The organism is Cupriavidus sp. CPT47-8839-RL05A, assembly GCF_058792255.1.
In genome coordinates this window covers 59,150-79,248 of record NZ_JBYTEG010000024.1, presented here as the reverse complement: position 1 = coordinate 79,248, position 20,099 = coordinate 59,150, and the positions used below count along the sequence as shown (strand labels likewise).

Genomic DNA, 20,099 nt, shown 5'->3' with positions numbered 1-20,099 from the left:
GTGTATGGATTGGCGCATGTGCGGGGCGGGCGGGGGCCGTCAGCCGGCGGCGCGGCGGCTGCGCCGGCCATCCTTGCCGCCCGCGCCGCGCGCGGGCTGGCTGCCCTGGCCGCCGGCCATGCCTTGCGCCAGCATTTCTTCCGCATGTTGCAGCGTGGTGGTGGTGACGGTGGCGCCGCCCAGCATGCGCGCGGTCTCGACCACGCGCCCGGCGGGATCCAGCACCCGGATGCGCGAGCGCGTGACCGAACCGTCGCCCGCATCGGTGGTTTCCTTGCTCACCAGCAGGTGGGTGCCGGCCTGCGCCGCCACCTGCGGCAGGTGCGTCACGCACAGCACCTGGCGCGCGCGGCCCAGTTCCTGCAGGCGCCGGCCGACCACTTCGGCCACCGCGCCGCCGATGCCGGTATCGACCTCGTCGAAGATCAGCGTGGGCGTGGGCGAGGCTTCGCTGGTGATCACCGAGATCGCCAGGCTGATGCGCGCCAGCTCGCCGCCGGAGGCCACCCGGGCCAGCGGCCGCGGGCTCACGCCGGCATGGCCGGCGACCAGGAATTCGACCTGCTCGAGCCCATGGCTCTGGCCTTCGTCGAGCGCATTGAGCGCGGCGACAAAGCTGCCGCCGGCCATCGACAGGCCCTGCATGGCGTCGGTGACCGCGGCGGACAGCGCCTGCGCGGCCTGCTGGCGGGCGTGGCTGAGATGCTGCGCCAGGGTCAGGTAGGCGGCCTTGGCCGCGGCTTCGCGCGCCATCACCTTGTTCAGGTCCTGCGCGGCCTGCAGGTCGTCCAGCTGCTGGCGGCGGGCCGCCAGCTCGTCGGGCAGCTGCTCGGGCGGCAGGCGGTACTTGCGCGCGGTGGCGTGCAGCGCCTGCATGCGTTCGTCGACCGCCTGCAGCCGCTCGGGATCGAGTTCGAGCCGGTCGACATAGCGCGTGAGCGAGTGCGCGGCTTCCTCGGCCTGCATCTGCGCGGGCTCGAGCGCGGCCAGCACGTCGCGCAGCGCGCCATCGACATCGGCCAGCTGCTGCAGCTTGTGCACGATGGTATTCAGCGCCGACAGCACCGAGCCGTCGGCCTCGGACAGTGCGTCCAGCGCGGCGCGGCTGCCGTCGATCAGGCCGGCGGCATGCGACAGCCGGTTGTACTCGGACTGGATCTCTTCCCATTCGCCCGGCTGCGGGTTGAGCTTGTCCAGTTCGCCGACCTGCCATTCCAGCCGTTCGCGTTCAAGCTGCATCTCGCGCGACTGGTGCTCGACCGCCTCGCGCTGGCGCACGCAGGCACGCCAGGCGCGCCAGGCCTCGGCCACCGCGCCGGCCTGCTGGGTGAGGCCGGCGTGGGCGTCGAACAGCAGCCGCTGCGCATCGGGGCGCAGCAGCAGCTGGTGCGCGTGCTGGCCGTGGATGTCGACCAGCTGGTCGCCGACTTCGCGCAGCTGCGCCAGGGTGGCGGCGGCGCCGTTGATAAAGGCCTTGCTGCGGCCGCCGGCATCGACCGTGCGGCGCAGCAGCACGGTGTGCACGCCGTCTTCCGCTTCGCTGTTGAGCTCGCGCTCGGCCAGCCAGGCATCCAGTGCCGGGTGGGTCGAGAAGGTGGCGCTGACGCTGGCGCGCGGGGCGCCTTCGCGCACCACGCCGGCATCGGCGCGTTCGCCCAGCACCAGCGCCAGGGCATCGATCAGGATGGATTTGCCGGCGCCGGTCTCGCCGGTGAAGACGGTGAAGCCAGTGGTGAAGTCCAGGTCGAGCGTATCGACGATGACGAAATCGCGGATGGACAGGCTGCGCAGCATCGTGGCGTGGAAGGTAGTCGGTCCGATGGGTTCGGGCTCAGGCTTGGAGGGCGGCTTGATACTGGCTCAGAGGCGGTTGTCTTCGGACGGGTATTCGTGCCAGTGCAGCTTCTTGCGCAGCGTGGCGTAGTAGTTGTAGCCGACCGGGTGCAGCAGGTTGATGGTCTTTTCGGAGCGCCGCACCACGATGCGGTCGCCCGGCAGCAGCGAGGTCAGTGACTGCATGTCGAAGTTGACGCTGGCGTCGCGCGCGCTGGCCACCTCGATGGTGACCTCGGCGTCGTGCGGCAGCACGATCGGGCGGTTGGACAGCGCGTGCGGGGCAATCGGCACCAGCACCACGCCCGACAGCGTCGGGTGCAGGATCGGGCCGCCGGCGGACAGCGCGTAGGCGGTGGACCCGGTGGTGGTCGACACGATCAGGCCGTCCGAGCGCTGGTTGTACATGAAGTGGCCGTCCACCGACACCGCCAGCTCGACCATGCCGGAGATGCCCGAGCGGTTCACCACCACGTCGTTCAGGGCCAGCGCGGAGAAGATGTCCATGTCGTCGCGCACCACGCGCGATTCCAGCAGCAGGCGGGTCTCGGCCTCATACCGGCCGTCGAGCATGTCGGGCAGCACGGTGTGCGCGTCTTCCAGCGCGATGTCGGTCATGAAGCCCAGCCGCCCGTGGTTGACGCCGATCAGCGGCACGTCGTAGCCGGCCAGCTGGCGCGCGATGCCCAGCAGCGTGCCGTCGCCGCCCAGCACCACGGCCACGTCGGCCTGCCGGCCGATCTCCTCGGCGGACAGGGCAGGGTAGGCGGTCAGCCCGGTGGCGAGCGAGGTTTCGCGCTCGAACACCACGTCCTGCCCGTTGCGCAGGATATAAGAGGCGATCTCCTCCAGCGGCCCTTCGATGCCGGCAGTGGAGTACCGGCCCACCAGGGCGACGGTCTTGAACGAAGTGCGCACGGCGCTGGCTCTCGGGGGGGCGGACATGGCGGGATTAGACCATACCGCCATGACGGTTGTCAGCAGGCGCGGGCGGGCGGGCCAGGCCGTCCGCCAGAAGGTCCAAAACTTGCGTAAAATCGGGGCATCATGGATGAACGCTCCAAAACGCTGCTCAAGACCCTGATCGAGCGCTATATTGCCGAAGGGCAGCCGGTCGGTTCCCGCACCCTGTCGAAATACTCGGGGCTGGACCTGTCGCCTGCGACGATTCGCAATGTGATGTCCGATCTGGAGGAAATGGGCTTTATTGCCAGCCCGCACACCTCCGCGGGCCGTATCCCGACCCCGCGCGGCTACCGGCTGTTCGTCGATTCGATGCTGACGGCCAAGCCGCTGGAGCGCAACGCCGACCTGGCCGAGCTGACCGGCCAGATCCAGGACCAGCTCGGCGGCCAGCAGCTGGGGCCGCAGCGCATGATCACAGCGGCGGCGCGCACGCTGTCCAACCTGTCGCACTTTGCCGGCGTGGTGATGACGCCGCGCCGCGCGCAGGCGTTCCGGCAGATCGAATTCATGCGGCTGTCGGACAAGCGCATCCTGCTGATCATCGTCAGCCCCGAGGGCGACGTGCAGAACCGCATCATCCAGACCGAGCTGTCGTACACGCCGGCCCAGCTGATCGAGGCGGCCAACTTCTTCAACTCGCACTATGCCGGCATGAGCTTCGACGCGGTGCGCGGCCACCTGCGGGTGGAACTGCAGGACCTGCGCCGCGACATGTCGCAGCTGATGCAGGCCGCGGTCGAGGCCGGCAGCGTCGCCGAGGACGAGGACGACGACCACGTCTTTATCAGTGGCGAGCGCAAGCTGCTGGAAGTGGAAGACCTGGCCTCCAGCATGGACAAGCTGCGGCGCCTGTTCGACGTGTTCGAGCACAAGACCAGCCTGCTGCAGCTGCTGGACGTGTCCAGCCATGCGCAGGGCGTGCAGATCTTTATCGGCGGCGAAAGCCGGCTGGTGCCGATCGAAGAAATGGCGGTCATCACCGCCCCGTACGAGGTCGACGGCCAGATCGTCGGCACGCTCGGCGTGATCGGCCCTACGCGCATGGCGTATGAGCGCGTGATCCCCATTGTCGACATCACCGCGCGCCTGCTGTCCAGCGCCCTGAGCCAGAACTAGTGCAAAGACTGGCTGGTCTGACAAGCGGCTCCATTCCCGCCGGGCGCGGCAATCGCCGGTGCGCCGCACCGGCGCCGTCCCGGCACCGTGTCAACCCGGAAGCGACATGACGTTTTCTCCCGAACCGGCCTACCAGCACGGCCACGCGCCGCGCACGGCGATCCTGCTGGTCAACCTGGGCACCCCGGACGCTCCCACGCCCAAGGCGGTGGGGCGCTACCTGAAGGAATTCCTGTCCGACCCGCGCGTGGTCGAGATCCCGCGCGCGGCCTGGCTGCCGCTGCTGCATGGGGTGATCCTGCCGCTGCGTTCGCGCGCCTCGGCTCTGAAATACGAATCGATCTGGCTGCGCGAGGCCCATATGACGGGCTCGCCGCTGCTGGTCTACAGCGAGCGCCAGGCCCATGCGCTGCAGCGGCTGATGCACCAGCATGGCCATGAAGTGACGGTCGCGTGCGCAATGCGCTACGGCAACCCGTCGATCGCCTCGGTGCTGGAGGCGCTGCGCCGGCAGGGCTGCGAGCAGGTGCTGGTGCTGCCGATGTATCCGCAATACTCCGGCACCACCACGGCCACGGCCTTCGACGAGGTGTTCCGGGTGCTGGGCCAGTGGCGCAACCAGCCAGAGCTGCGGCTGGTCAAGCATTTCCATGACCACCCGGCCTATATCTCGGCGCTGCACCAGCAGGTCGCCGCCTACTGGGCGCGCCATGGCATGCCGGACTTTGCCCGCGGCGACAAGCTGATCCTGTCGTTCCACGGCGTGCCGCGGCGCACGCTGGAACTGGGCGACCCCTATCACTGCGAATGCCTGAAGACCGGCCGGCTGCTGGGCGAGGCGCTGGGCCTAGAGCCGGGCCAGTACCAGGTGACGTTCCAGTCTCGTTTCGGCAAAGCGGAATGGCTGCAGCCGTACACCGCGCCGACGCTGGCCGAGCTGGGCAAGGTCGGCGCGGGCCGGGTCGATGTCTTCTGCCCGGGCTTTCCGGCCGACTGCATCGAGACCCTGGAGGAGATCGCCGTGGAAGGGCAGACCGAGTTCAAGGTCGCGGGCGGCAAGGATTTCCATTTCATCCCGTGCCTGAATGACGCCGATCCGTGGGTCGCGGCCATGGCCGAGATCGCGCTGCAGCACCTGCAGGGCTGGCCGCTGGCCACGCCGCATCCGCATGAACTGGAAGCACGGCGCACGCGCGCCCAGACCCGGGGAGCGGCGGCATGAACGTCGACTTTGAGCCGGATGCGCGCCAGCGCATCGACAAATGGCTGTGGTGCGCGCGCTTCTTCAAGACGCGCTCGCTCGCGGCTGAAGCGGTGGAGCGCAGCAAGGTGACCGTCAACGGCCAGCCATGCAAGAACTCGCGCGAGGTGAAGCCCGGCGACACGGTGGTGCTGGAAGCGCACCAGCAGCGCTGGGAGCTGGTGGTGAAAGGCATTGCCCCGGCGCGCGGGCCGGCGCCGGTGGCGCAGACGCTGTACGAGGAAAGTGCCGAAAGCCAGTCGCGCCGGCTGGCCGATGCCGAGCGCCGGCGCCTGCAGCCGGAGCCGTCCGCGCAGATCCAGGGGCGCCCGACCAAGCGGGACCGGCGCCGCATCGACCACCTGAAGAGCTGAAATGACAACGCGGCGGTCACCGGGAAGCCCCCGGTGCCGCCGCGCGCTTGGATCAGGGCCAGGTGGCGCTTATTCCTGCGTGACTTCCTGGCTGACGATAGGGACGATGTAGTGCTTGAACACCGCCTTGCCGCTGCCATACTCCGTATCGCGCGGGGTGAATGCGCCGGAAAGGCAGATAAAGACGGTCATGACCGCCAATGCGGCCACAAGGCAGAGTGTCACGACTGGCAGCTTATGCATGGCCAACCTTCCGGAAGAGGCACAAAGATGAACCATCTCCACAACCCCGGCATTTTTGTCATTTTTATTACTGAGAATCTTAGTGATTGCGATGCGGCAAAGCAATAAGGTGTCGATTGCAGAGGCCTGGCCTTTGTAACCGTGTGTTTCCGCGTCACGCCAGCGCCACTCTTGAAAACCTGCGCCTTGCCACCACCTGCACGGAACACGCGCCGATTTACCACCCGCGGCCAGGCCCACGGCGGGCCGCGACAATGCATTGATACGGATCGACATGGAAGAACAGAAGCAGACGCCAACCACCCAGACGCCTACGCCCGCTGGCGATGAGGCGGCCAACGCCAGCCAGGAGGCCGGCGCGCCGGAAACCGCTGCCGTCGACGACGTGGCGGCCCAGCTGGCCGCCCTGGAAGCCAAGGCGCGCGAGCATTACGACCTGTATATGCGCGCCGTTGCCGAGGGCGAGAACATCCGCCGCCGGGCGCAGGAAGATGTCGCCAAGGCGCACAAGTTCGCCATCGAGAACTTCGCCGACAACCTGCTGCCGGTGATGGACAGCCTGCAGGCCGCGCTCGCCGACGGCTCGGGCGATATCGCCAAGCTGCGCGAAGGCGTCGAGCTGACCGCGCGCCAGCTGGCCGCCGCCTTTGAGCGCGGCAAGATCGTTGAACTCAACCCGGTGGGCGAGAAATTCGACCCGCACCGCCACCAGGCCATCTCGATGGTGCCGGCGGACCAGGAACCGAATACCGTGGTGACCGTGCTCCAGCGCGGCTACACCATTGCCGAGCGCGTGCTGCGGCCGGCTCTGGTGACGGTGGCGGCACCGAAATAAGGCCGCCTGGGGCGGCGGCGTGCCGTCCTGGATCGCGACCTGACGCCCGGTGCCGGCTGGCCCGGGCGTTTGTCATTCTGGAGCGAGCATGACCACTGAACCAGGCGCCGGCCCGGCGACACCCCCGGCCCCCCACCTCGACCACCGCGCCTTCGAGGCATTCGGCATGCGCGAGGTCGATGACGGCAGCGTCGACGCCGCCATCGCCGCTGCGGGCGATGCGCTGGTGTGCGTGTTCTTCTGGGGGGAGGACTGCTTCAACTGCGAGATGGCCAAGAAGGCCATGCTGGCCAACCCCGAACCGATCCGCGCGCTGGAACTGCGCTGGCTGCATGCCAACGTCTACGCGCATCCCGGGCTGGGCCGGCGCTTTGGCCTGCATGGCATCCCGGTGTTCATGTTCTTCCGGAACGGCAAGAAGCTGGGCCGCGCCACCGGCTGGCATGGCCACGGCCAGTTTGCCGCCGCGGTGGCCAATGCGCGGCTCAAGGCCAGCGGCAAGCCGCTGGCCGGCTGAGTGGGTTCAGCGGGTTCAGCGGGACAGCGAGTAGCCGATGCGGAACTGCCACGGCAGCTTGTGGTTGTAGTCCAGCAGGCTCTCGCCATAGCCGACGAAGTAGCCCGCCATCAGGTAGCCCGCGGTGCCGGGGATCAGCCGCGCCATCGGGTAGGTCAGCTGCGCGTCGACGCTGCCATACCACTTGCGCGTGCCCTTGCGCAGCGTGGCGGAGAACTCCCATGAGTCCGGGCGCCCGTAGGCAATGCCCAGGTCCATGAAGCCGCGGTAGTGGGCGATGTCGGGGTTTTCGCCCTTTTCCACGTAGGCATAGAGCTTGGGCGCGACACGCCAGTGCCAGTCGTTCTGGTCGCCGAAGTAGAAGGTCGGCTTGACGAAGACCGTATTGATGCTGCGCGAGTCGTCGCCGTCGCGGCCATTGGATTCATGCTCCAGGCCGGCCGCCAGCGACAGCCGGCTGATGGCATTGTTGCGCACGCCGGTATCCGACAGGTAATAGAACAGGCTGGGCCGGTAGTTGGTGTCGCGGAACGGCTTGGACTGCTCGGACAGGTCCCATAGCGAGAACTGGGTGTAGGCCACGTAGAGGTTGTCGAACAGACGCTTCGACGCCGGATCTTCGCCCTGGAACAGGCGGTACTTGAAGCTCAGCTGGAACTTGGCGTTGGCCCCGTCATGCGCGCCGACCATGAAATACATCGGGTCATGGAACGACAGCCGGGCGCTGTCGCGCAGGTCGGCCGGAGCGGGTGCGGCAGCGTCGGCGGTGGTGACCGGGGTCACCGGTACGGCGGCTTCGGTGGCCGGCTCCAAGCCGTTCGCTGCCAGCGCCTTGCCGGCAACCGGCGGCTCAGCGGTGGCGGATTCACCGGGCCGCGGCAGGCGGTTCAGCGTCACCAGCACCGGCGCGGCGTCGATGCCGGTGGCATCCAGCCGCACCTGGCCGCGCAGGGCCGGCGGCAGCGCCACCGTGTAGCGGATCGCGCGGTGCTCGCCGCGGCGCAGGTTGACCACGGCCGGGCCCGAGACCTCGCGCCACAGCACCAGCCGCACCGGCGCCTGCAGGTCGCCCGAGGCGGTCACTTCGAGCGTGTCGGGAATACGGTAGCGGCGCGTGGCGTCGTCGGCGCTGACCACCAGCGTCAGCGTCAGCGGCTGGTTGCCGTCGATCATGCGCGGCGGCTGCAACAGCGCCACGCCGGCGTGGCCGGCCAGGGGCCAGGCCAGCATCAGCGACAGGCAGAGCGGGGCAACGGCGCGGCCGGCGGGCGCGAGCCGGCGCCGGCGGGGGAGGGCAATACGGGACATGACTTGCGGGCACCGCGCCGCCATGTGACGGCAACGCGGCTGGGGAAAATTCAGACCCGCAAAGCCTACCACGCACCCATCTGAGGGTTGTGACGAATTGTACGCTGCACTTGATGCGTGACGCGTACCGGACTTAGCGGTTGGCGCGGCGCTTGACGCAATCGACGTAGTGGTCGCCGTCGGGCGGCTGGCCGGTGCGCTGTGCCTGCCACAGCATTTCGCCCAGGCATTCCATCACCTGGTGCTGCGCTTCGTGCGGGGAATCCAGCCGGCGTGCCAGCGCCTCATAGGCCTGGCGGATGCCGCGCGGCTGGTCGACCGAGACCTGCTCGGAGATCGACAGGTGCATCGACAGGTGCAGGAAGGGGTTGGTCTGGCCTTGCTCGGGTGTGTAGTCCTGCGACAGCGCACCTTCGGTGTCGCGCAGCAGGCCGTGGTACTCGGGGTGCTCGCCGATCCAGTCGACGGCGATGGCTTCCAGCGGGGTCAGCACGCCGCCTGTGAGCTGCTTCTGCCAGGCATCGCAGAAGAACCGGCGGACTTCTTCTCGTGAGGGATTAAACATGGTGGCGACATTGTAAACGAGGGCCGCGGCCCGCGCTGGCGGCGCCGCTTGTTGCCGGCGGCGCCAAGTAGAATGCGGGATCGCCGACTTCCCGCCCGCCCGATGACCGCTTCCGCCCAAACCGCCACGGACCATGCCCGCGACAAGCTGGCCGGCGTGCTGCTGATCGCGCTGTCGGCCAGCGCCTTTGGCGCCATGGCGATCTTCGCGCGCTTTGCCTACGCGGCCGGCGCGGATGTCTACGGGCTGCTGCTGGTGCGCTTCATGCTGGCCGCGGCGGCATTGGCCTGGGTGATGCGCACGCGCGGCATCGCCTTGCCGCCGTGGCGCCGCGTGCTGGCGCTGGCGGCGATGGGCGGCATCGGCTATGTCGGCCAGTCGTTCTGCTTCTTCAGCGCGCTCAACCATGCGCAGGCCAGCCTGGTGGCGCTGCTGCTGTATCTGTATCCGCTGTTCGTGACGATCCTGGCGGCCATCTTCCTGAAGGAGCGGCTGACCACGGCCGCGGTGGTCGCGCTGGTGCTGTGCTCGGTGGGCGCCGGACTGACCGTCGGCGGCGGCGAGGGCACGCCGCTGGGGATCGCGCTGGGGCTGGCGGCGGCGGTGATCTACTCGGTCTATATCATCGTCGGCGCGCGCGTGACCGCCGGCATCAACCCGATCGCCACCACCACGGTGATCTGTACCGCGGCGGCGCTGGTCTATGGCGCCGTCGGCCTGCTGCGGATGGGGGCGGGCGCGCCGCCGCAGTTCCCGGCCACTGCCGGCGGCTGGCTGGCGCTGGCGGGCATCGCGCTGCTGTCGACGGTGCTGGCGATCCTGACCTTCTTCGCCGGCCTGCAGCGGCTGGGCGCGGCGCAGGCGTCGATGCTGTCGACGCTGGAGCCGGTGGTCACGGTGCTGCTGGCGGCGTTTCTGCTGGGCGAGCATATCGGCACGGCGCAGGCCGTGGGCGGCGGGCTGATCCTGGCCGGCGTGCTGTGGCTGACCCGCCGGGGCAGTGCACCGGCGCCGGCCCGCGCCGATATGCAAGGGAATTGAACGGGTTGCTCAAAGGCGCTGTCGTGGCGCGCACAAAGCGTTGGGTACAATCGCCCCTTCCCTCAAATCCCGTACAGGAAAGAAGCGCATGTCCCAGATCGACAACGCCGCGCTGGCGCAGCTGTTCACCGAAGCCCGCACGCACAACGTGTGGCAGGACCGCCACGTGGACGACGCCGTGCTGCACCAGATCTATGAAGCGATGAAGTTCGGCCCGACCGCTGCCAACAGCAGCCCGGCGCGCATCGTGTTCGTCAAGAGCGCCGCTGAGAAGGCGCGCCTGGTGGACTGCGTGTCGGCCGGCAACGTCGACAAGACCCGTTCGGCGCCGGTGACGGCCATCATCGCCTTCGACACCGCCTTCCACGACCAGCTGCCCAAGCTGTTCCCGCATGCCGACGCCCGCTCCTGGTACGCCGGCAACGACGAGAAGATCGCCCGCGACGCGCTGATGAACAGCTCGCTGCAAGGCGGCTACTTCATCCTGGCGGCGCGCGCGCTGGGCCTGGACTGCGGCCCGATGGGCGGCTTCGATGCCGACAAGGTCAACGCGGCCTTCTTCCCCGACGGCAAGTGGCAGGTCAACTTCCTGTGCAACCTGGGCTACGGCGAGGCCGACAAGCTGTTCCCGCGCGGCCCGCGCCTGTCGTTCGACGAAGCCTGCCGCATCGTCTGAACGCGCTGCGCACCAACGGTGCTTGAACAAAAAAAGCGACCCACTGTGGTCGCTTTTTTTTGCCTGGCACGCAGCGGCTTCAGGCCGTCCATTCCTGCACGGGATTGCAGGCCAGGTAGCGCCGGGGTTCGGCAATGCCAAGCCGCGCGCGGGCCGCGTCGATGGGTTCGTGCAGCAGTTTCTCGTAGTCTTCGCCCAACAGCCATCGGGCGCGCCGGCCGAGACGGTAGCCCTCCAGCACGGCCCGCGCAAAGGCCAGGCTGCCGCTCACGCGCAGGCTTTTCAGCGACGCCGCGATGGCGATGAAGGCCCAGCCCTTGCCGCCGGTCTGCGCATAGCTGAATGCCACCAGCGCGGCTTCGCCAAGGCTTTCATCGGCCCGGTAGCCGGTGAGCACATGCCAGATGTCGTGGATGTCGCGGGTACGCCGGCCGAACCACATGTAGGCGTCCTCGATCAACGGTTCCTGGTCCAGGTTCGAGACCTTGGCCAGCCCGTCAGCGCTGTAGCCGGTCTGTTCCAGGAACGCGCGATAGGCCGCGCCCACCGTGCCCGCTGCGAACCTGGCCACGTAGGCGGGATCGGACAGGCGCTCCGCCAGCTCGATGCGCTGGTAGACCATGCGCCGCCCGTCGGGCGTGTTCAGCAGCCGGTTGAAGTTGCGGGGCATGGACGGCCCGTTGAGCGCGCGCATGATGCGGAACACCTGCTCTGTGTCGTTGCCGTTCGCCATCAGCTTGCGAACGGCCTGGAACGCGGCGAAGACATTGTGCTTGTAGGGGTTGGAACCGGTGGTGGTGGCCATGGGCGGGGCTCCGTGGATCAGGCGACCTGCGCCTGGGCCGGCACGGGTACTTGCAGCCGGGCGGCTGCGTCGCGGACGAAATCGACGCTGGTGTCGATAGCGGTCACCGGCAGCATATGCCCGCCGCTGACCAATGTCAGCGTGGCGCCCGGAACCTTGGCGGCGAGCGCTTCGCCATGCTCGGCAAAATCCAGGATGCGGTCTTCGCGGCCGTAGAGGACACTGACCGGCACGCGCAGCGTGCCGTAGCGGTGCAGCAGCGCGGGCAGGCTCTGCGCGGCGCCGATCAGGTCTTCGGACGCGGCCAGGAAGTGGCGGGGCCGCAGCGCCAGCAGCCCGCCTCCGCGCGTCGGGAAGTCGTCCGGCACCGGGTCCGGGCCGAACACGATGTCCATCACGGCTTCGCGGCGCCGTATCGACATCGGCACCACCAGCGTCCATGCCATCAGCCGGCGCAGCCACGCGCTGGGCACGGTCATGGCCTGGAACACCGGCGAGATCGCCTTGGGCGGGTGCGTGAGCGGCGCGATCAGTGCCAGCCCGCCCACGCGCTCGGGGTGGTGGATGGCCAGTGCCAGCGCAATCGCCCCACCCAGCGAATGGCCCACCACCAGCGGACGCTCCAGGCCAAGCTTGTCGCACAGCGCGGCGAGCGCTGCGGCCTGCGCCGGCAGGTCCGCGGCGCTGCCCGGCGTGCGTATGGAGTGGCCCGCGCCGGGGCGGTCGACGGCGATCACGCGGAAGTGCTCGGCAAGCGGCCCGATCATGCCGTAGCCAAAATTCTCTAACTGGCCGGACAGTCCATGCACCAGCAGCACCGCCGGGCCCTGGCCGCGCTCCACCACGTGCAGCCGCGCGCCGGGCACGTCGACAAAGCGGCCGTGCGGCGGCATGGCGGCTTCGATGCGCCGGGCGGTGCGCCACGTGTACAGATAGAGCGACGCGCCCAGCACCAGGATCAGCCCGATCAGCACCGCGAAAACGGTCAGGACGATGGTCATGATTGCACCTCGCTGGCGGCAACGGCCGGCACCGTGTTGTTGTCGGTGGTGTCCTGGCCGTCCCGGTGCGCCCGGTGTGCCAAGGGAGAGGGAGGCGGGACATCGAACTGCAACACGCCGTCTGCGATGCGCCCGTGCCGGATCGTCAGCAGGTCTTTCAGGTAGTTCTGGTGCACGCGCCAGGGCTTGCGATGACCTTGCCGGGGCAGCACGGTGGCGGCACGCTGCACGTAGCCGGAGGTGAAATCCAGGAACGGGGTCGGCTCTACGTCAGCGGGGGCGCGCGGCACGGCAATGCGGTGGCCGTGGCGATCCATATGACGCAGCAGGCGGCAGACGTACTCGGCCGTGAGGTCGGCCTTGAGCGTCCACGAGGCATTGGTGTACCCGAAGGCCAGCACCAGGTTGGGCACATCGCTCAGCATCATCCCCTTGTAGGCAAGGCATTCGGCGGGGCGGCGCGGCTGGCCGTCCACGCTGAGCGCGATGTCGCCCAGCATGTTCAGCTTGAGGCCGGTGGCTACCACCACGACATCCGCAGCCAGCGTCTTGCCGCTGGCCAGCACGATGCCGTCCTCGGTGAACCGGTCGATGGTGTCGGTCACCACCGATGCGTGACCGTCGCGGATCGCGCGGAACAGGTCGCCGTCGGGCACCAGGCACAGGCGCTGGTCCCACGGCCGGTAGCGGGGCGTGAAGTGGGTGCCGACGTCATAGTCTGGCGCCAGTTGCGCTGCCGCCATTCCGATCAGGCGCTGCCTGACGCGATCCGGCCGGCGCCGCGCCAGCTGGAAGAACATCATGCCCAGCAGCACGTTCTTCCAGCGCGTGGCGGCGTAGGCCAGCCGCTCCGGCAGCACGCGGCGCAGCTTGTGGGCGATGGCGTCCTCGCCGGGGCGCGTCACGATATAGGTGGGAGAGCGCTGCAGCATCGTCACGTGCGCGGCGCTTTTCGCCATGGCCGGCACCAGCGTGACCGCCGTGGCGCCGCTGCCGATCACCACCACGCGCTTGCCGGCATAGTCGAGCGATTCGTTCCAGAACTGAGGATGCACCATGCTGCCGCGGAATTGCGCTTCGCCTGCAAATTCGGGCCGGTGGCCCTCGGCATAGCTGTAATAGCCTGCGCACACATAGAGCAAACGTGTGCGCAAGCGCAGACGGCTGTGGTCCGCCATGCGTTCGGCTTCGACCGTCCAGCAGGCTGCGGCGCTGTCCCATGCCGCGCTGACGACCTTGTGGCCGAAGCGGATATGTGACGTGATGCCGGCCTCTTCGGCGGTTTCGCGGATGTAGGCGCGAATCGACGGCCCGTCGGCGATGGCCTTGGCGCCGCGCCAGGGCTTGAAGCGGTAGCCCAGCGTGTACATGTCCGAATCCGAGCGGATGCCGGGGTAGCGGAACAGGTCCCAGGTGCCGCCCATGGCCTCGCGCGCCTCCAGGATGGCGTAGCGCTTGCCGGGGCAGCGCATTTGCAGCTGGCGCGCGGCGCCGATGCCGGACAGGCCGGCGCCTACGATCAGGACATCAAGGACTGCGTCATCGGGACTTGAGGCGGTCATGGGGGGATCCGGGCGAGTGGCGCTTCTGACAACATAGATTGTCAGAAGCGATCCGGCAAGGAATCTGACAATAGGGAATGTCATAATGGCGCGCATGACGACCGAGCTCACCCCCGCGCGCCGCTACCGTGGCGCCGAAGCCGAAGAACGACGTGCGCAACGCCGCGTGCAGCTGATTGCCGCGGCCGTGCAGGTCTACGGCGAGCGCGGCTACCAGAACGCCACCGTCAAGGCCGTGTGCGAGGCCGCGGGCCTGACCGAACGGTATTTCTATGAGTCGTTCGCCAACAGCGAGGCCTTGCTGCTGGCATCGTTTCAAACGGTGACCCACCGCTTGCTGCACACCCTCGCCCTGGCGGGCGAGGGGGCCGGAGGCGATGGTCAGCAACGCGCGCTGGCCATGCTGCGCGCCTATTTCGGGGCGCTGCAGCGCGAGCCGCGTTCAGCGCGGGTGTTCCTGGTGGAAATCCGCGGCGTCAGCAAGCTGGTCGACGGGGCGCTGGCGGATTCGCTGGATGAATTCGGCGGGCTGCTCGCGCAAGCGCTGCTGCCGCCGGGACGCAAGCTCGATCCGTTGCTGACGGCGGGGGTGGCGGGCGGGGTGGTCCACATCGCCCTGCGCTGGATCACGCACGGCTACGCGCCCGAGGTGGAGATGGTCGCGCGCACCGCGCTACAGCTGGCCCTGGTGCTGGCGCACGAGCCGGACTAGGACCCCAGGCCCGGGTTACAGCTGCGGCGCCGGGGTCTTTTCCCTGAACTCGCATAGCGGCTCGATCACGCAGTGCCAGCACTCGGGCTTGCGCGCCTTGCAGACGTAGCGGCCGTGCAGGATCAGCCAGTGGTGGGCATCGTGCAGGAACTCATGCGGCACGCACTTGAGCAGCTTCTGCTCGACGATCTGCACGGTCTTGCCCGGCGCCAGCCCGGTGCGGTTCGCTACCCGGAAGATATGCGTGTCCACCGCGATGGTGGGCTCGCCGAACGCGGTGTTGAGCACCACGTTGGCGGTCTTGCGGCCCACGCCCGGCAGCGCCTCCAGCGCTTCGCGCTCGGGCGGGACCTTGCCGCCGTGGCGCTCGACCAGGATGCGGCAGGTTTCGATCACGTGCTTCGCCTTGGTCTTGTACAGACCGATGGTCTTGATGTACTCGCTGAGGCCGGCTTCGCCCAGGTCCAGCATCTGCCGCGGGGTATGCGCCACCGGGAACAGCCGCCGCGTGGCCTTGTTGACGCCGACGTCGGTCGCCTGCGCCGACAGCAGCACGGCGATCAGCAGCTCGAACGGCGAGCTGTATTCCAGTTCGGTGGCCGGGGCAGGGTTGGTTTCGCGCAGCGTCTCAAAGATGGCACGGCACTTGGCGGCGTTCATTGTTTTTCTTCCGGGTCGGTATTGGCGTTCTGGCCGGGTCCAGGCTTGCTAAGCCCCGCGCGCGCGCGCCGTGCTTCGGCGGCGTCGATCTGGGCCTGCACCGCAGCCGAGACGTTCTCCGTATTGCGCGGCTGCGCGGCCTGCTGCTTCTGACGGGCGCGTTCGATGGCGGCCTGGATGATGGCGCGCTTGCGTTCCTGCGCGGCGCGCTCGGCATCGTTTTCCGGCGCTTCGGCCTGCACCGCGGCCAGCTTGGCGGCGGCCTTGGCGGCCAGGCGCGCGTCGTTTTCCTCGCGCTCGCGCACCAGCCGCGCATTGCGCGCCAGGTAGCGCGCGTGCGCGGCATCGGCCTGCGCCTGCGACCACGCGGCCCAGCCGGTGCGCGCGCCGGTGACCGGGACCATGTCGATGCAGTCGACCGGGCAGGGCGCCACGCACAGGTCGCAGCCGGTGCACCAGTCAGGGATCACCGTATGCATCTGCTTGGCGGCGCCGGCAATCGCATCGACCGGGCAGGCCTGGATGCAAAGCGTGCAGCCGATGCAAAGGCTCTCGTCGATGCGGGCCACCGCGCGCGGCTGTTCGCTGCCGCGTTCCGGGTCCAGCGGCAGCGGTTCGGTGCCCAGCACCGCGGCCAGGCGCACAATCCCTTGCGCGCCGCCTGGCGGGCAGCGGTTGCAGGCGGCTTCGCCGCTGGCCATGGCTTCAGCGTAGGGGCGGCAGCCGTTGAAGCCGCATTTGGTGCACTGGGTCTGGGGCAGCAGCGCTTCGATGCGGTCGGCAAGGGATTTGACGGCGGGATTCACGACTACGGGCAGGAAATCAGGGGACAAAACAGGGACCAAGGCCGGATCAACGGTCAAGACACGAAATTTGCGGGGCACTGTGAGGGTTTGGCGACATAACAGCCGAACCCGGCGGCGGACAATAGGCCAGCGACCCTGCGGCACCGGGATCTCTGTGTACCCCTGCGAGCCATCGCGCCGCAAGGATTATCCCCGATTTCGCCGGCGGGCAGAAACGGCGATGATGCGCGCACCGCCGGATTGCCGCATTCCGGCCTATGCCATAATCCGCGCAACGATCGACCAGCCACCCCATGTCAACTGAGCCCAAGACCAAACGCGACCCGGAAGGGACGCGCCGACGCATCCTCGCTGCGGCCACCGAGGAATTCGCCAAGGGGGGGCTGGCCGGCGCCCGCGTCGACCAGATTGCCCGGCGCGCGGAAACCAATGAACGCATGCTGTACTACTACTACGGCAGCAAGGAAGGCCTGTTCCTGGCGGTGCTTGAGAAGCAATACGCCAATTTCCGCGCCGACGAGGAGCAGCTCCACCTGGTCGACGAAGACCCGGTCCAGGGCGTGCGCACGCTGGCGCGTTTCGTCTGGGACTGGTATTACGAGCACCCGGAGTTCATCCGCCTGGTCAACAGCGAGAACCTGCACGAGGCCCGGCACCTGAAGAAGTCGGCGCAGCTGCAGCAGCTGATCAACCCGGTGGTGGATGTGCTGGCCGACGTGATCCGGCGCGGGCAGGAACAAGGCGTGTTCCGCGACGATATCGACGTGCCGCAGTTCTACCTGACGATTTCCGCGCTGGGCTACTACGTGCTGTCCAACCGCTATACCATCAGCGCCGTGATCGGCCGCGACGTGGCCTCGCAGCAGGAGCATGAGCGCTTTGCCGAGCTGCACTCGGAAATGCTGCTCAGCTACCTGAAGAAGCACTGAGCATCCCGGCCCGGCCCCGCAAGAAGAAACGCCCGCAATCGCGGGCGTTTTCTTACCTGGTGGCCGAGGCCTGGTGGTACTTGCGGATAAAGTCGCGCAGCTGCGGGTAGATCTCTTCGCGCCAGCGCCGGCCCGAGAAGATGCCGTAGTGGCCGCAGTGCGCCGCGTTCAGGTGCTGCTTGCGGGTTTTCGGGATGCCGGCGCACAGGTCGTGCGCCGCGGCGGTCTGGCCCGCGCCCGAGATGTCGTCCAGCTCGCCCTCGACAGTCATCAGCGCGGTGCTCTTGATGTCCTGCGGCCGCACCGGATTGCCGTCGATGGCCCAGGTGCCGTTGGCCAGGCGGAATTCCTGGAACACCTCGCGGATGGTGTCGAGGTAGTACTCGGCGGCCATGTCGAGCACCGCGTTGTATTCATCGTAGAAGCGCACGTGGGCTTCGGCGTCATCCGCATCGCCCTCGACCAGGCTCAGGTAGAAGTCATAGTGCGAGGAAAGGTGCCGGTCCGGGTTCATCGCCACGAAACCGGCATGCTGCAAAAAGCCCGGGTAGACGCGGCGGCCGTGGCCGGGGTAGTTGGCCGGCACGGTGTAGATGACGTTGTTCTCGAACCACTCGAACGACTTGTTGGTCGCCAGCGAGTTGACCGCGGTGGGGCTCTTGCGGGCGTCGATCGGGCCGCCCATCATGGTCATGGTGCGCGGCGTCTTCTCGCCGGCCGAGGCCATCAGCGAGATCGCGGCCAGCACCGGCACGGTGGGCTGGCATACCGAGATCACATGCAGGTTCTCGGCGCCGATATGGCGGATGAATTCCTGGATGTAATAGATGTAGTCCGACAGGTGGAACGCGCCTTCCTCGACCGGCACCATGCGTGCGTCGATCCAGTCGGTGACGTAGACCTTGTGGTCCTGCAGCAGCGTGCGCACCGTGTCGCGCAGCAGCGTGGCATGGTGGCCCGACAGCGGCGCGGCCACCAGCACCACCGGCTCATCCTTGAGCAGCTTGATGGTTTCCGGGTCGTCGGCATAGCGCTTGAAGCGCACCAGCTTGCAGAACGGCTTCTCAAACACGGTCTGCTCGACGATGGGGATGTCGCGCCCGTTGGAGCGCACCGACTTGATGTCGAATGCCGGCTTTTCGTATTCCTTGCCGAGCCGGTACAGCAGTTCATAGCCGGCAGCCAGGCGGGGTGCGCCGGGAACCAGCGAGAGCGGGCTGAGGGGGTTGGTGAAGGTCTTGGCGGTCGCCTGGGCCCACGCGGTCAGCGGGTGCAGGATCGAGCGCTGGAACTCATGCAATTGGTAGAGCATGCCTTTTCTGCCTGGGTCTAGCTATGAGGTACGTACTACCAAGTACTAATGTACTGACAATACACCGGGGGATCGTGGCGCCGATTATGCCTTTAATCGAACGACCGTGCTAACGATCTTGCTCTGCAGCATATACCTTAAAGTACTTCCAATGCTGCGGAAAACAATAAGGCAAAAGGCTGATTTCTTGATGACATTGGGCCGATAAATCGCAAACAAATGCAAAAAGCGGCCGAAGCCGCTTTTTGTGCATTGCTTTGTGACGCTTGCGCCAGTCGCCATCCTGCTGCGGGTGGCGATGCCTGGGGCTCTTACATCACAGCTGCGATCGCATCGACGACGGCGTCGATGTTGCGGCTGTTCAGCGCGGCCACGCAGATGCGGCCGGTGCCGACGGCGTAGATGCCGTGCTCGTTGCGCAGGCGGTCCACCTGGGCCGAGGTCAGGCCCGAGTACGAGAACATGCCGCGCTGTGCCTTGACGAAGGAGAAGTCGCCCGGCACGCCCTTGGCGGCCAGCTTGTCCACCAGCGCATGACGCATCAGCTTGATGCGGTCGCGCATCTCGGCCAGTTCTTCTTCCCACATGGCGCGCAGTTCCGGGCTGTTCAGCACGGTGGCGACCACGGTGCCGCCGTGCGTCGGCGGGTTGGAGTAGTTGGTGCGGATCACGCGCTTGACCTGCGACATCACGCGCTGTGCTTCTTCCTTGCTGGTGGTGACGATCGACAGCGCGCCCACGCGCTCGCCGTACAGCGAGAAGCTCTTCGAGAACGAGCTCGACACGAAGAAGGGCAGGCCGGAGTCCGCGAACAGGCGCACGGCGGCGCCGTCCGGGTCGATGCCGTCGGCAAAGCCCTGGTAGGCCATGTCCAGGAACGGGATCAGGTTGCGTTCCTTGACCAGTTCCACCACCTGCTTCCACTGCTCGGGCGACAGGTCCACGCCGGTCGGGTTGTGGCAGCATGCGTGCAGCACGACGATGGTGTTGGCCGGGAACGACTTCAGCGATTCCACCATGCCGGCAAAGTTCAGGCCGTGGCTGGGGGCGTCGTAGTAGGCATAGTTGACCACCGGGAAGCCGGCGGATTCGAACAGTGCGCGGTGGTTTTCCCAGCTCGGGTCGCTGATGGCGACCTTGGCGTCCGGATACAGGCGCTTCAGGAAGTCGGCGCCGATCTTCAGCGCGCCGGTGCCGCCGAGTGCCTGGGCCGTCACCACGCGGCCTTCCGTGATCAGCGGCGATTCCTTGCCGAACAGCAGCGTCTGCACGGCCTGGTCATAGGCGGCGATGCCTTCGATCGGCAGGTAGCCACGCGGCGTGGCGGTGGTCAGGCGTGCCTTTTCTGCCTCCTGGACGGCGCGCAGCAGGGGGATTTTCCCTTCGTCGGTGAAGTACACGCCAACGCCCAGGTTGACCTTGGTCGGGCGGGTATCGGCATTGAAGGCTTCGTTGAGGCCCAGGATCGGGTCGCGCGGGGCCATCTCGACGGCAGAAAACAAACTCATTTGGAATCTCGTGGTCGGCTATGTAAGAAAACGGGAAGGCGTAGAATGCTTCGGACTGCGCTGGGGGCTGACAGGCCCCCGTGACGCTTC

Annotated in this window: 21 protein-coding genes; 9 read left to right on the top strand and 12 right to left on the bottom strand. The window is 67.7% G+C overall.

The window, feature by feature from the left end:
• Positions 1–39 precede the first annotated feature (39 nt).
• A complete protein-coding gene (gene recN / locus AC3WVS_RS25770; RefSeq protein ID WP_492320871.1) occupies positions 40–1,794 on the bottom strand; it encodes a DNA repair protein RecN in 1,755 nt (584 codons plus the stop codon).
• 66 nt (positions 1,795–1,860) lie between these two features.
• Entirely contained in the window at positions 1,861–2,778 is a 918-nt protein-coding gene (locus AC3WVS_RS25765; protein WP_492320870.1) for an NAD kinase, read from the bottom strand.
• 102 nt (positions 2,779–2,880) lie between these two features.
• On the opposite strand from AC3WVS_RS25765, the gene hrcA reads away from it, so the two are divergent.
• The 3 genes from hrcA (at position 2,881) to AC3WVS_RS25750 (ending at position 5,529) form a co-directional block, all read left to right on the top strand.
• On the top strand, positions 2,881–3,915 hold the full coding sequence (gene hrcA / locus AC3WVS_RS25760; protein ID WP_492320869.1) for a heat-inducible transcriptional repressor HrcA: 1,035 nt from the start codon (positions 2,881–2,883) through the stop codon (positions 3,913–3,915).
• Positions 3,916–4,021: 106 nt separating this feature from the next.
• Positions 4,022–5,137, top strand: a complete 1,116-nt coding sequence (hemH, locus tag AC3WVS_RS25755) for a ferrochelatase (RefSeq protein WP_492320868.1) — start codon at positions 4,022–4,024, stop codon at positions 5,135–5,137.
• Positions 5,134–5,529: an RNA-binding S4 domain-containing protein gene (locus tag AC3WVS_RS25750; RefSeq protein WP_492320867.1), complete on the top strand. Its 396-nt coding sequence runs from the start codon at positions 5,134–5,136 to the stop codon at positions 5,527–5,529. Before hemH ends, AC3WVS_RS25750 begins: the two co-directional genes overlap by 4 nt.
• 69 nt (positions 5,530–5,598) lie before the next feature.
• Here AC3WVS_RS25750 and AC3WVS_RS25745 read toward each other — a convergent pair whose 3' ends face one another.
• Positions 5,599–6,048 carry a hypothetical protein gene (locus tag AC3WVS_RS25745; protein WP_492320903.1) on the bottom strand — a complete coding sequence of 150 codons (450 nt, stop codon included), beginning with the start codon at positions 6,046–6,048 and terminating at the stop codon, positions 5,599–5,601.
• Between AC3WVS_RS25745 and grpE the strand changes: the two genes are divergently transcribed.
• Positions 6,047–6,607: a nucleotide exchange factor GrpE gene (grpE, locus tag AC3WVS_RS25740; RefSeq protein WP_010809047.1), complete on the top strand. Its 561-nt coding sequence runs from the start codon at positions 6,047–6,049 to the stop codon at positions 6,605–6,607. The genes AC3WVS_RS25745 and grpE overlap by 2 nt on opposite strands.
• 88 nt (positions 6,608–6,695) lie before the next feature.
• Positions 6,696–7,124 (top strand): thioredoxin family protein, encoded by a 429-nt coding sequence (locus tag AC3WVS_RS25735; protein ID WP_492320866.1) that lies wholly within the window; start codon positions 6,696–6,698, stop codon positions 7,122–7,124.
• Positions 7,125–7,139: 15 nt separating this feature from the next.
• On the opposite strand, the gene AC3WVS_RS25730 is transcribed toward AC3WVS_RS25735, so the two are convergent.
• Both AC3WVS_RS25730 and AC3WVS_RS25725 read right to left on the bottom strand, forming a co-directional pair.
• Positions 7,140–8,432: a phospholipase A gene (locus AC3WVS_RS25730; RefSeq protein ID WP_492320865.1), complete on the bottom strand. Its 1,293-nt coding sequence runs from the start codon at positions 8,430–8,432 to the stop codon at positions 7,140–7,142.
• 133 nt (positions 8,433–8,565) lie between these two features.
• On the bottom strand, positions 8,566–8,997 hold the full coding sequence (locus tag AC3WVS_RS25725; protein WP_010809044.1) for a DUF1841 family protein: 432 nt from the start codon (positions 8,995–8,997) through the stop codon (positions 8,566–8,568).
• Positions 8,998–9,099: 102 nt separating this feature from the next.
• Here AC3WVS_RS25725 and AC3WVS_RS25720 point away from each other — a divergent pair, with 102 nt between their 5' ends.
• Both AC3WVS_RS25720 and AC3WVS_RS25715 read left to right on the top strand, forming a co-directional pair.
• On the top strand, positions 9,100–10,038 hold the full coding sequence (locus tag AC3WVS_RS25720; protein ID WP_492320864.1) for a DMT family transporter: 939 nt from the start codon (positions 9,100–9,102) through the stop codon (positions 10,036–10,038).
• 88 nt (positions 10,039–10,126) lie between these two features.
• Positions 10,127–10,714, top strand: a complete 588-nt coding sequence (locus AC3WVS_RS25715; protein ID WP_010809042.1) for a malonic semialdehyde reductase — start codon at positions 10,127–10,129, stop codon at positions 10,712–10,714.
• A 79-nt stretch (positions 10,715–10,793) separates the two neighbouring features.
• On the opposite strand, the gene AC3WVS_RS25710 is transcribed toward AC3WVS_RS25715, so the two are convergent.
• From AC3WVS_RS25710 to AC3WVS_RS25700, 3 genes are read right to left on the bottom strand one after another with little or no spacing between them, the layout of a single operon-like run.
• Positions 10,794–11,519, bottom strand: coding sequence for a Coq4 family protein (locus tag AC3WVS_RS25710; RefSeq protein ID WP_492320863.1), 726 nt, complete (start codon positions 11,517–11,519; stop codon positions 10,794–10,796).
• 17 nt (positions 11,520–11,536) lie between these two features.
• Positions 11,537–12,520, bottom strand: coding sequence for an alpha/beta fold hydrolase (locus AC3WVS_RS25705; protein WP_492320862.1), 984 nt, complete (start codon positions 12,518–12,520; stop codon positions 11,537–11,539).
• Positions 12,517–14,082: a flavin-containing monooxygenase gene (locus AC3WVS_RS25700; protein WP_492320861.1), complete on the bottom strand. Its 1,566-nt coding sequence runs from the start codon at positions 14,080–14,082 to the stop codon at positions 12,517–12,519. Before AC3WVS_RS25700 ends, AC3WVS_RS25705 begins: the two co-directional genes overlap by 4 nt.
• A gap of 85 nt (positions 14,083–14,167) precedes the next feature.
• Between AC3WVS_RS25700 and AC3WVS_RS25695 the strand changes: the two genes are divergently transcribed.
• The gene (locus AC3WVS_RS25695; protein ID WP_492320860.1) at positions 14,168–14,794 is read left to right on the top strand and encodes a TetR/AcrR family transcriptional regulator; all 627 of its coding nucleotides are present in this window, start codon (positions 14,168–14,170) and stop codon (positions 14,792–14,794) included.
• A 15-nt stretch (positions 14,795–14,809) separates the two neighbouring features.
• On the opposite strand, the gene nth is transcribed toward AC3WVS_RS25695, so the two are convergent.
• Both nth and rsxB read right to left on the bottom strand, forming a co-directional pair.
• A complete protein-coding gene (nth, locus tag AC3WVS_RS25690) occupies positions 14,810–15,454 on the bottom strand; it encodes an endonuclease III (protein ID WP_011614905.1) in 645 nt (214 codons plus the stop codon).
• Complete coding sequence (gene rsxB / locus AC3WVS_RS25685) at positions 15,451–16,260, bottom strand: electron transport complex subunit RsxB (RefSeq protein WP_492320859.1); 810 nt, start codon at positions 16,258–16,260, stop codon at positions 15,451–15,453. The genes nth and rsxB overlap by 4 nt, the downstream gene beginning before the upstream one ends.
• A gap of 293 nt (positions 16,261–16,553) precedes the next feature.
• On the opposite strand from rsxB, the gene AC3WVS_RS25680 reads away from it, so the two are divergent.
• Positions 16,554–17,189 carry a TetR/AcrR family transcriptional regulator gene (locus AC3WVS_RS25680; RefSeq protein ID WP_010809035.1) on the top strand — a complete coding sequence of 212 codons (636 nt, stop codon included), beginning with the start codon at positions 16,554–16,556 and terminating at the stop codon, positions 17,187–17,189.
• Positions 17,190–17,241: 52 nt separating this feature from the next.
• Here the strand turns inward: AC3WVS_RS25680 and AC3WVS_RS25675 are convergent, their stop codons facing one another.
• On the bottom strand, positions 17,242–18,501 hold the full coding sequence (locus tag AC3WVS_RS25675) for a polyhydroxyalkanoate depolymerase (protein WP_492320858.1): 1,260 nt from the start codon (positions 18,499–18,501) through the stop codon (positions 17,242–17,244).
• Positions 18,502–18,812: 311 nt separating this feature from the next.
• A complete protein-coding gene (locus tag AC3WVS_RS25670) occupies positions 18,813–20,009 on the bottom strand; it encodes an amino acid aminotransferase (RefSeq protein ID WP_010809033.1) in 1,197 nt (398 codons plus the stop codon).
• Positions 20,010–20,099 lie beyond the last annotated feature (90 nt).

What these genes read in the sequence shown, in the direction of transcription:
- AC3WVS_RS25750 (WP_492320867.1), top strand. Translation starts at nt 5,134, where the DNA reads ATGAACGTCGACTTTGAGCCGGATGCGCGCCAGCGCATCGACAAATGG.
- AC3WVS_RS25705 (WP_492320862.1), bottom strand. Translation starts at nt 12,520, where the DNA reads ATGACCATCGTCCTGACCGTTTTCGCGGTGCTGATCGGGCTGATCCTG.
- AC3WVS_RS25675 (WP_492320858.1), bottom strand. Translation starts at nt 18,501, where the DNA reads ATGCTCTACCAATTGCATGAGTTCCAGCGCTCGATCCTGCACCCGCTG.
- AC3WVS_RS25700 (WP_492320861.1), bottom strand. Translation starts at nt 14,082, where the DNA reads ATGACCGCCTCAAGTCCCGATGACGCAGTCCTTGATGTCCTGATCGTA.
- AC3WVS_RS25720 (WP_492320864.1), top strand. Translation starts at nt 9,100, where the DNA reads ATGACCGCTTCCGCCCAAACCGCCACGGACCATGCCCGCGACAAGCTG.
- AC3WVS_RS25735 (WP_492320866.1), top strand. Translation starts at nt 6,696, where the DNA reads ATGACCACTGAACCAGGCGCCGGCCCGGCGACACCCCCGGCCCCCCAC.
- AC3WVS_RS25710 (WP_492320863.1), bottom strand. Translation starts at nt 11,519, where the DNA reads ATGGCCACCACCACCGGTTCCAACCCCTACAAGCACAATGTCTTCGCC.
- AC3WVS_RS25745 (WP_492320903.1), bottom strand. Translation starts at nt 6,048, where the DNA reads ATGTCGATCCGTATCAATGCATTGTCGCGGCCCGCCGTGGGCCTGGCC.
- hemH (WP_492320868.1), top strand. Translation starts at nt 4,022, where the DNA reads ATGACGTTTTCTCCCGAACCGGCCTACCAGCACGGCCACGCGCCGCGC.
- AC3WVS_RS25695 (WP_492320860.1), top strand. Translation starts at nt 14,168, where the DNA reads ATGGCGCGCATGACGACCGAGCTCACCCCCGCGCGCCGCTACCGTGGC.
- AC3WVS_RS25765 (WP_492320870.1), bottom strand. Translation starts at nt 2,778, where the DNA reads ATGTCCGCCCCCCCGAGAGCCAGCGCCGTGCGCACTTCGTTCAAGACC.
- grpE (WP_010809047.1), top strand. Translation starts at nt 6,047, where the DNA reads ATGGAAGAACAGAAGCAGACGCCAACCACCCAGACGCCTACGCCCGCT.
- nth (WP_011614905.1), bottom strand. Translation starts at nt 15,454, where the DNA reads ATGAACGCCGCCAAGTGCCGTGCCATCTTTGAGACGCTGCGCGAAACC.
- AC3WVS_RS25670 (WP_010809033.1), bottom strand. Translation starts at nt 20,009, where the DNA reads ATGAGTTTGTTTTCTGCCGTCGAGATGGCCCCGCGCGACCCGATCCTG.
- AC3WVS_RS25730 (WP_492320865.1), bottom strand. Translation starts at nt 8,432, where the DNA reads ATGTCCCGTATTGCCCTCCCCCGCCGGCGCCGGCTCGCGCCCGCCGGC.
- AC3WVS_RS25725 (WP_010809044.1), bottom strand. Translation starts at nt 8,997, where the DNA reads ATGTTTAATCCCTCACGAGAAGAAGTCCGCCGGTTCTTCTGCGATGCC.
- recN (WP_492320871.1), bottom strand. Translation starts at nt 1,794, where the DNA reads ATGCTGCGCAGCCTGTCCATCCGCGATTTCGTCATCGTCGATACGCTC.
- AC3WVS_RS25715 (WP_010809042.1), top strand. Translation starts at nt 10,127, where the DNA reads ATGTCCCAGATCGACAACGCCGCGCTGGCGCAGCTGTTCACCGAAGCC.
- AC3WVS_RS25680 (WP_010809035.1), top strand. Translation starts at nt 16,554, where the DNA reads ATGTCAACTGAGCCCAAGACCAAACGCGACCCGGAAGGGACGCGCCGA.
- hrcA (WP_492320869.1), top strand. Translation starts at nt 2,881, where the DNA reads ATGGATGAACGCTCCAAAACGCTGCTCAAGACCCTGATCGAGCGCTAT.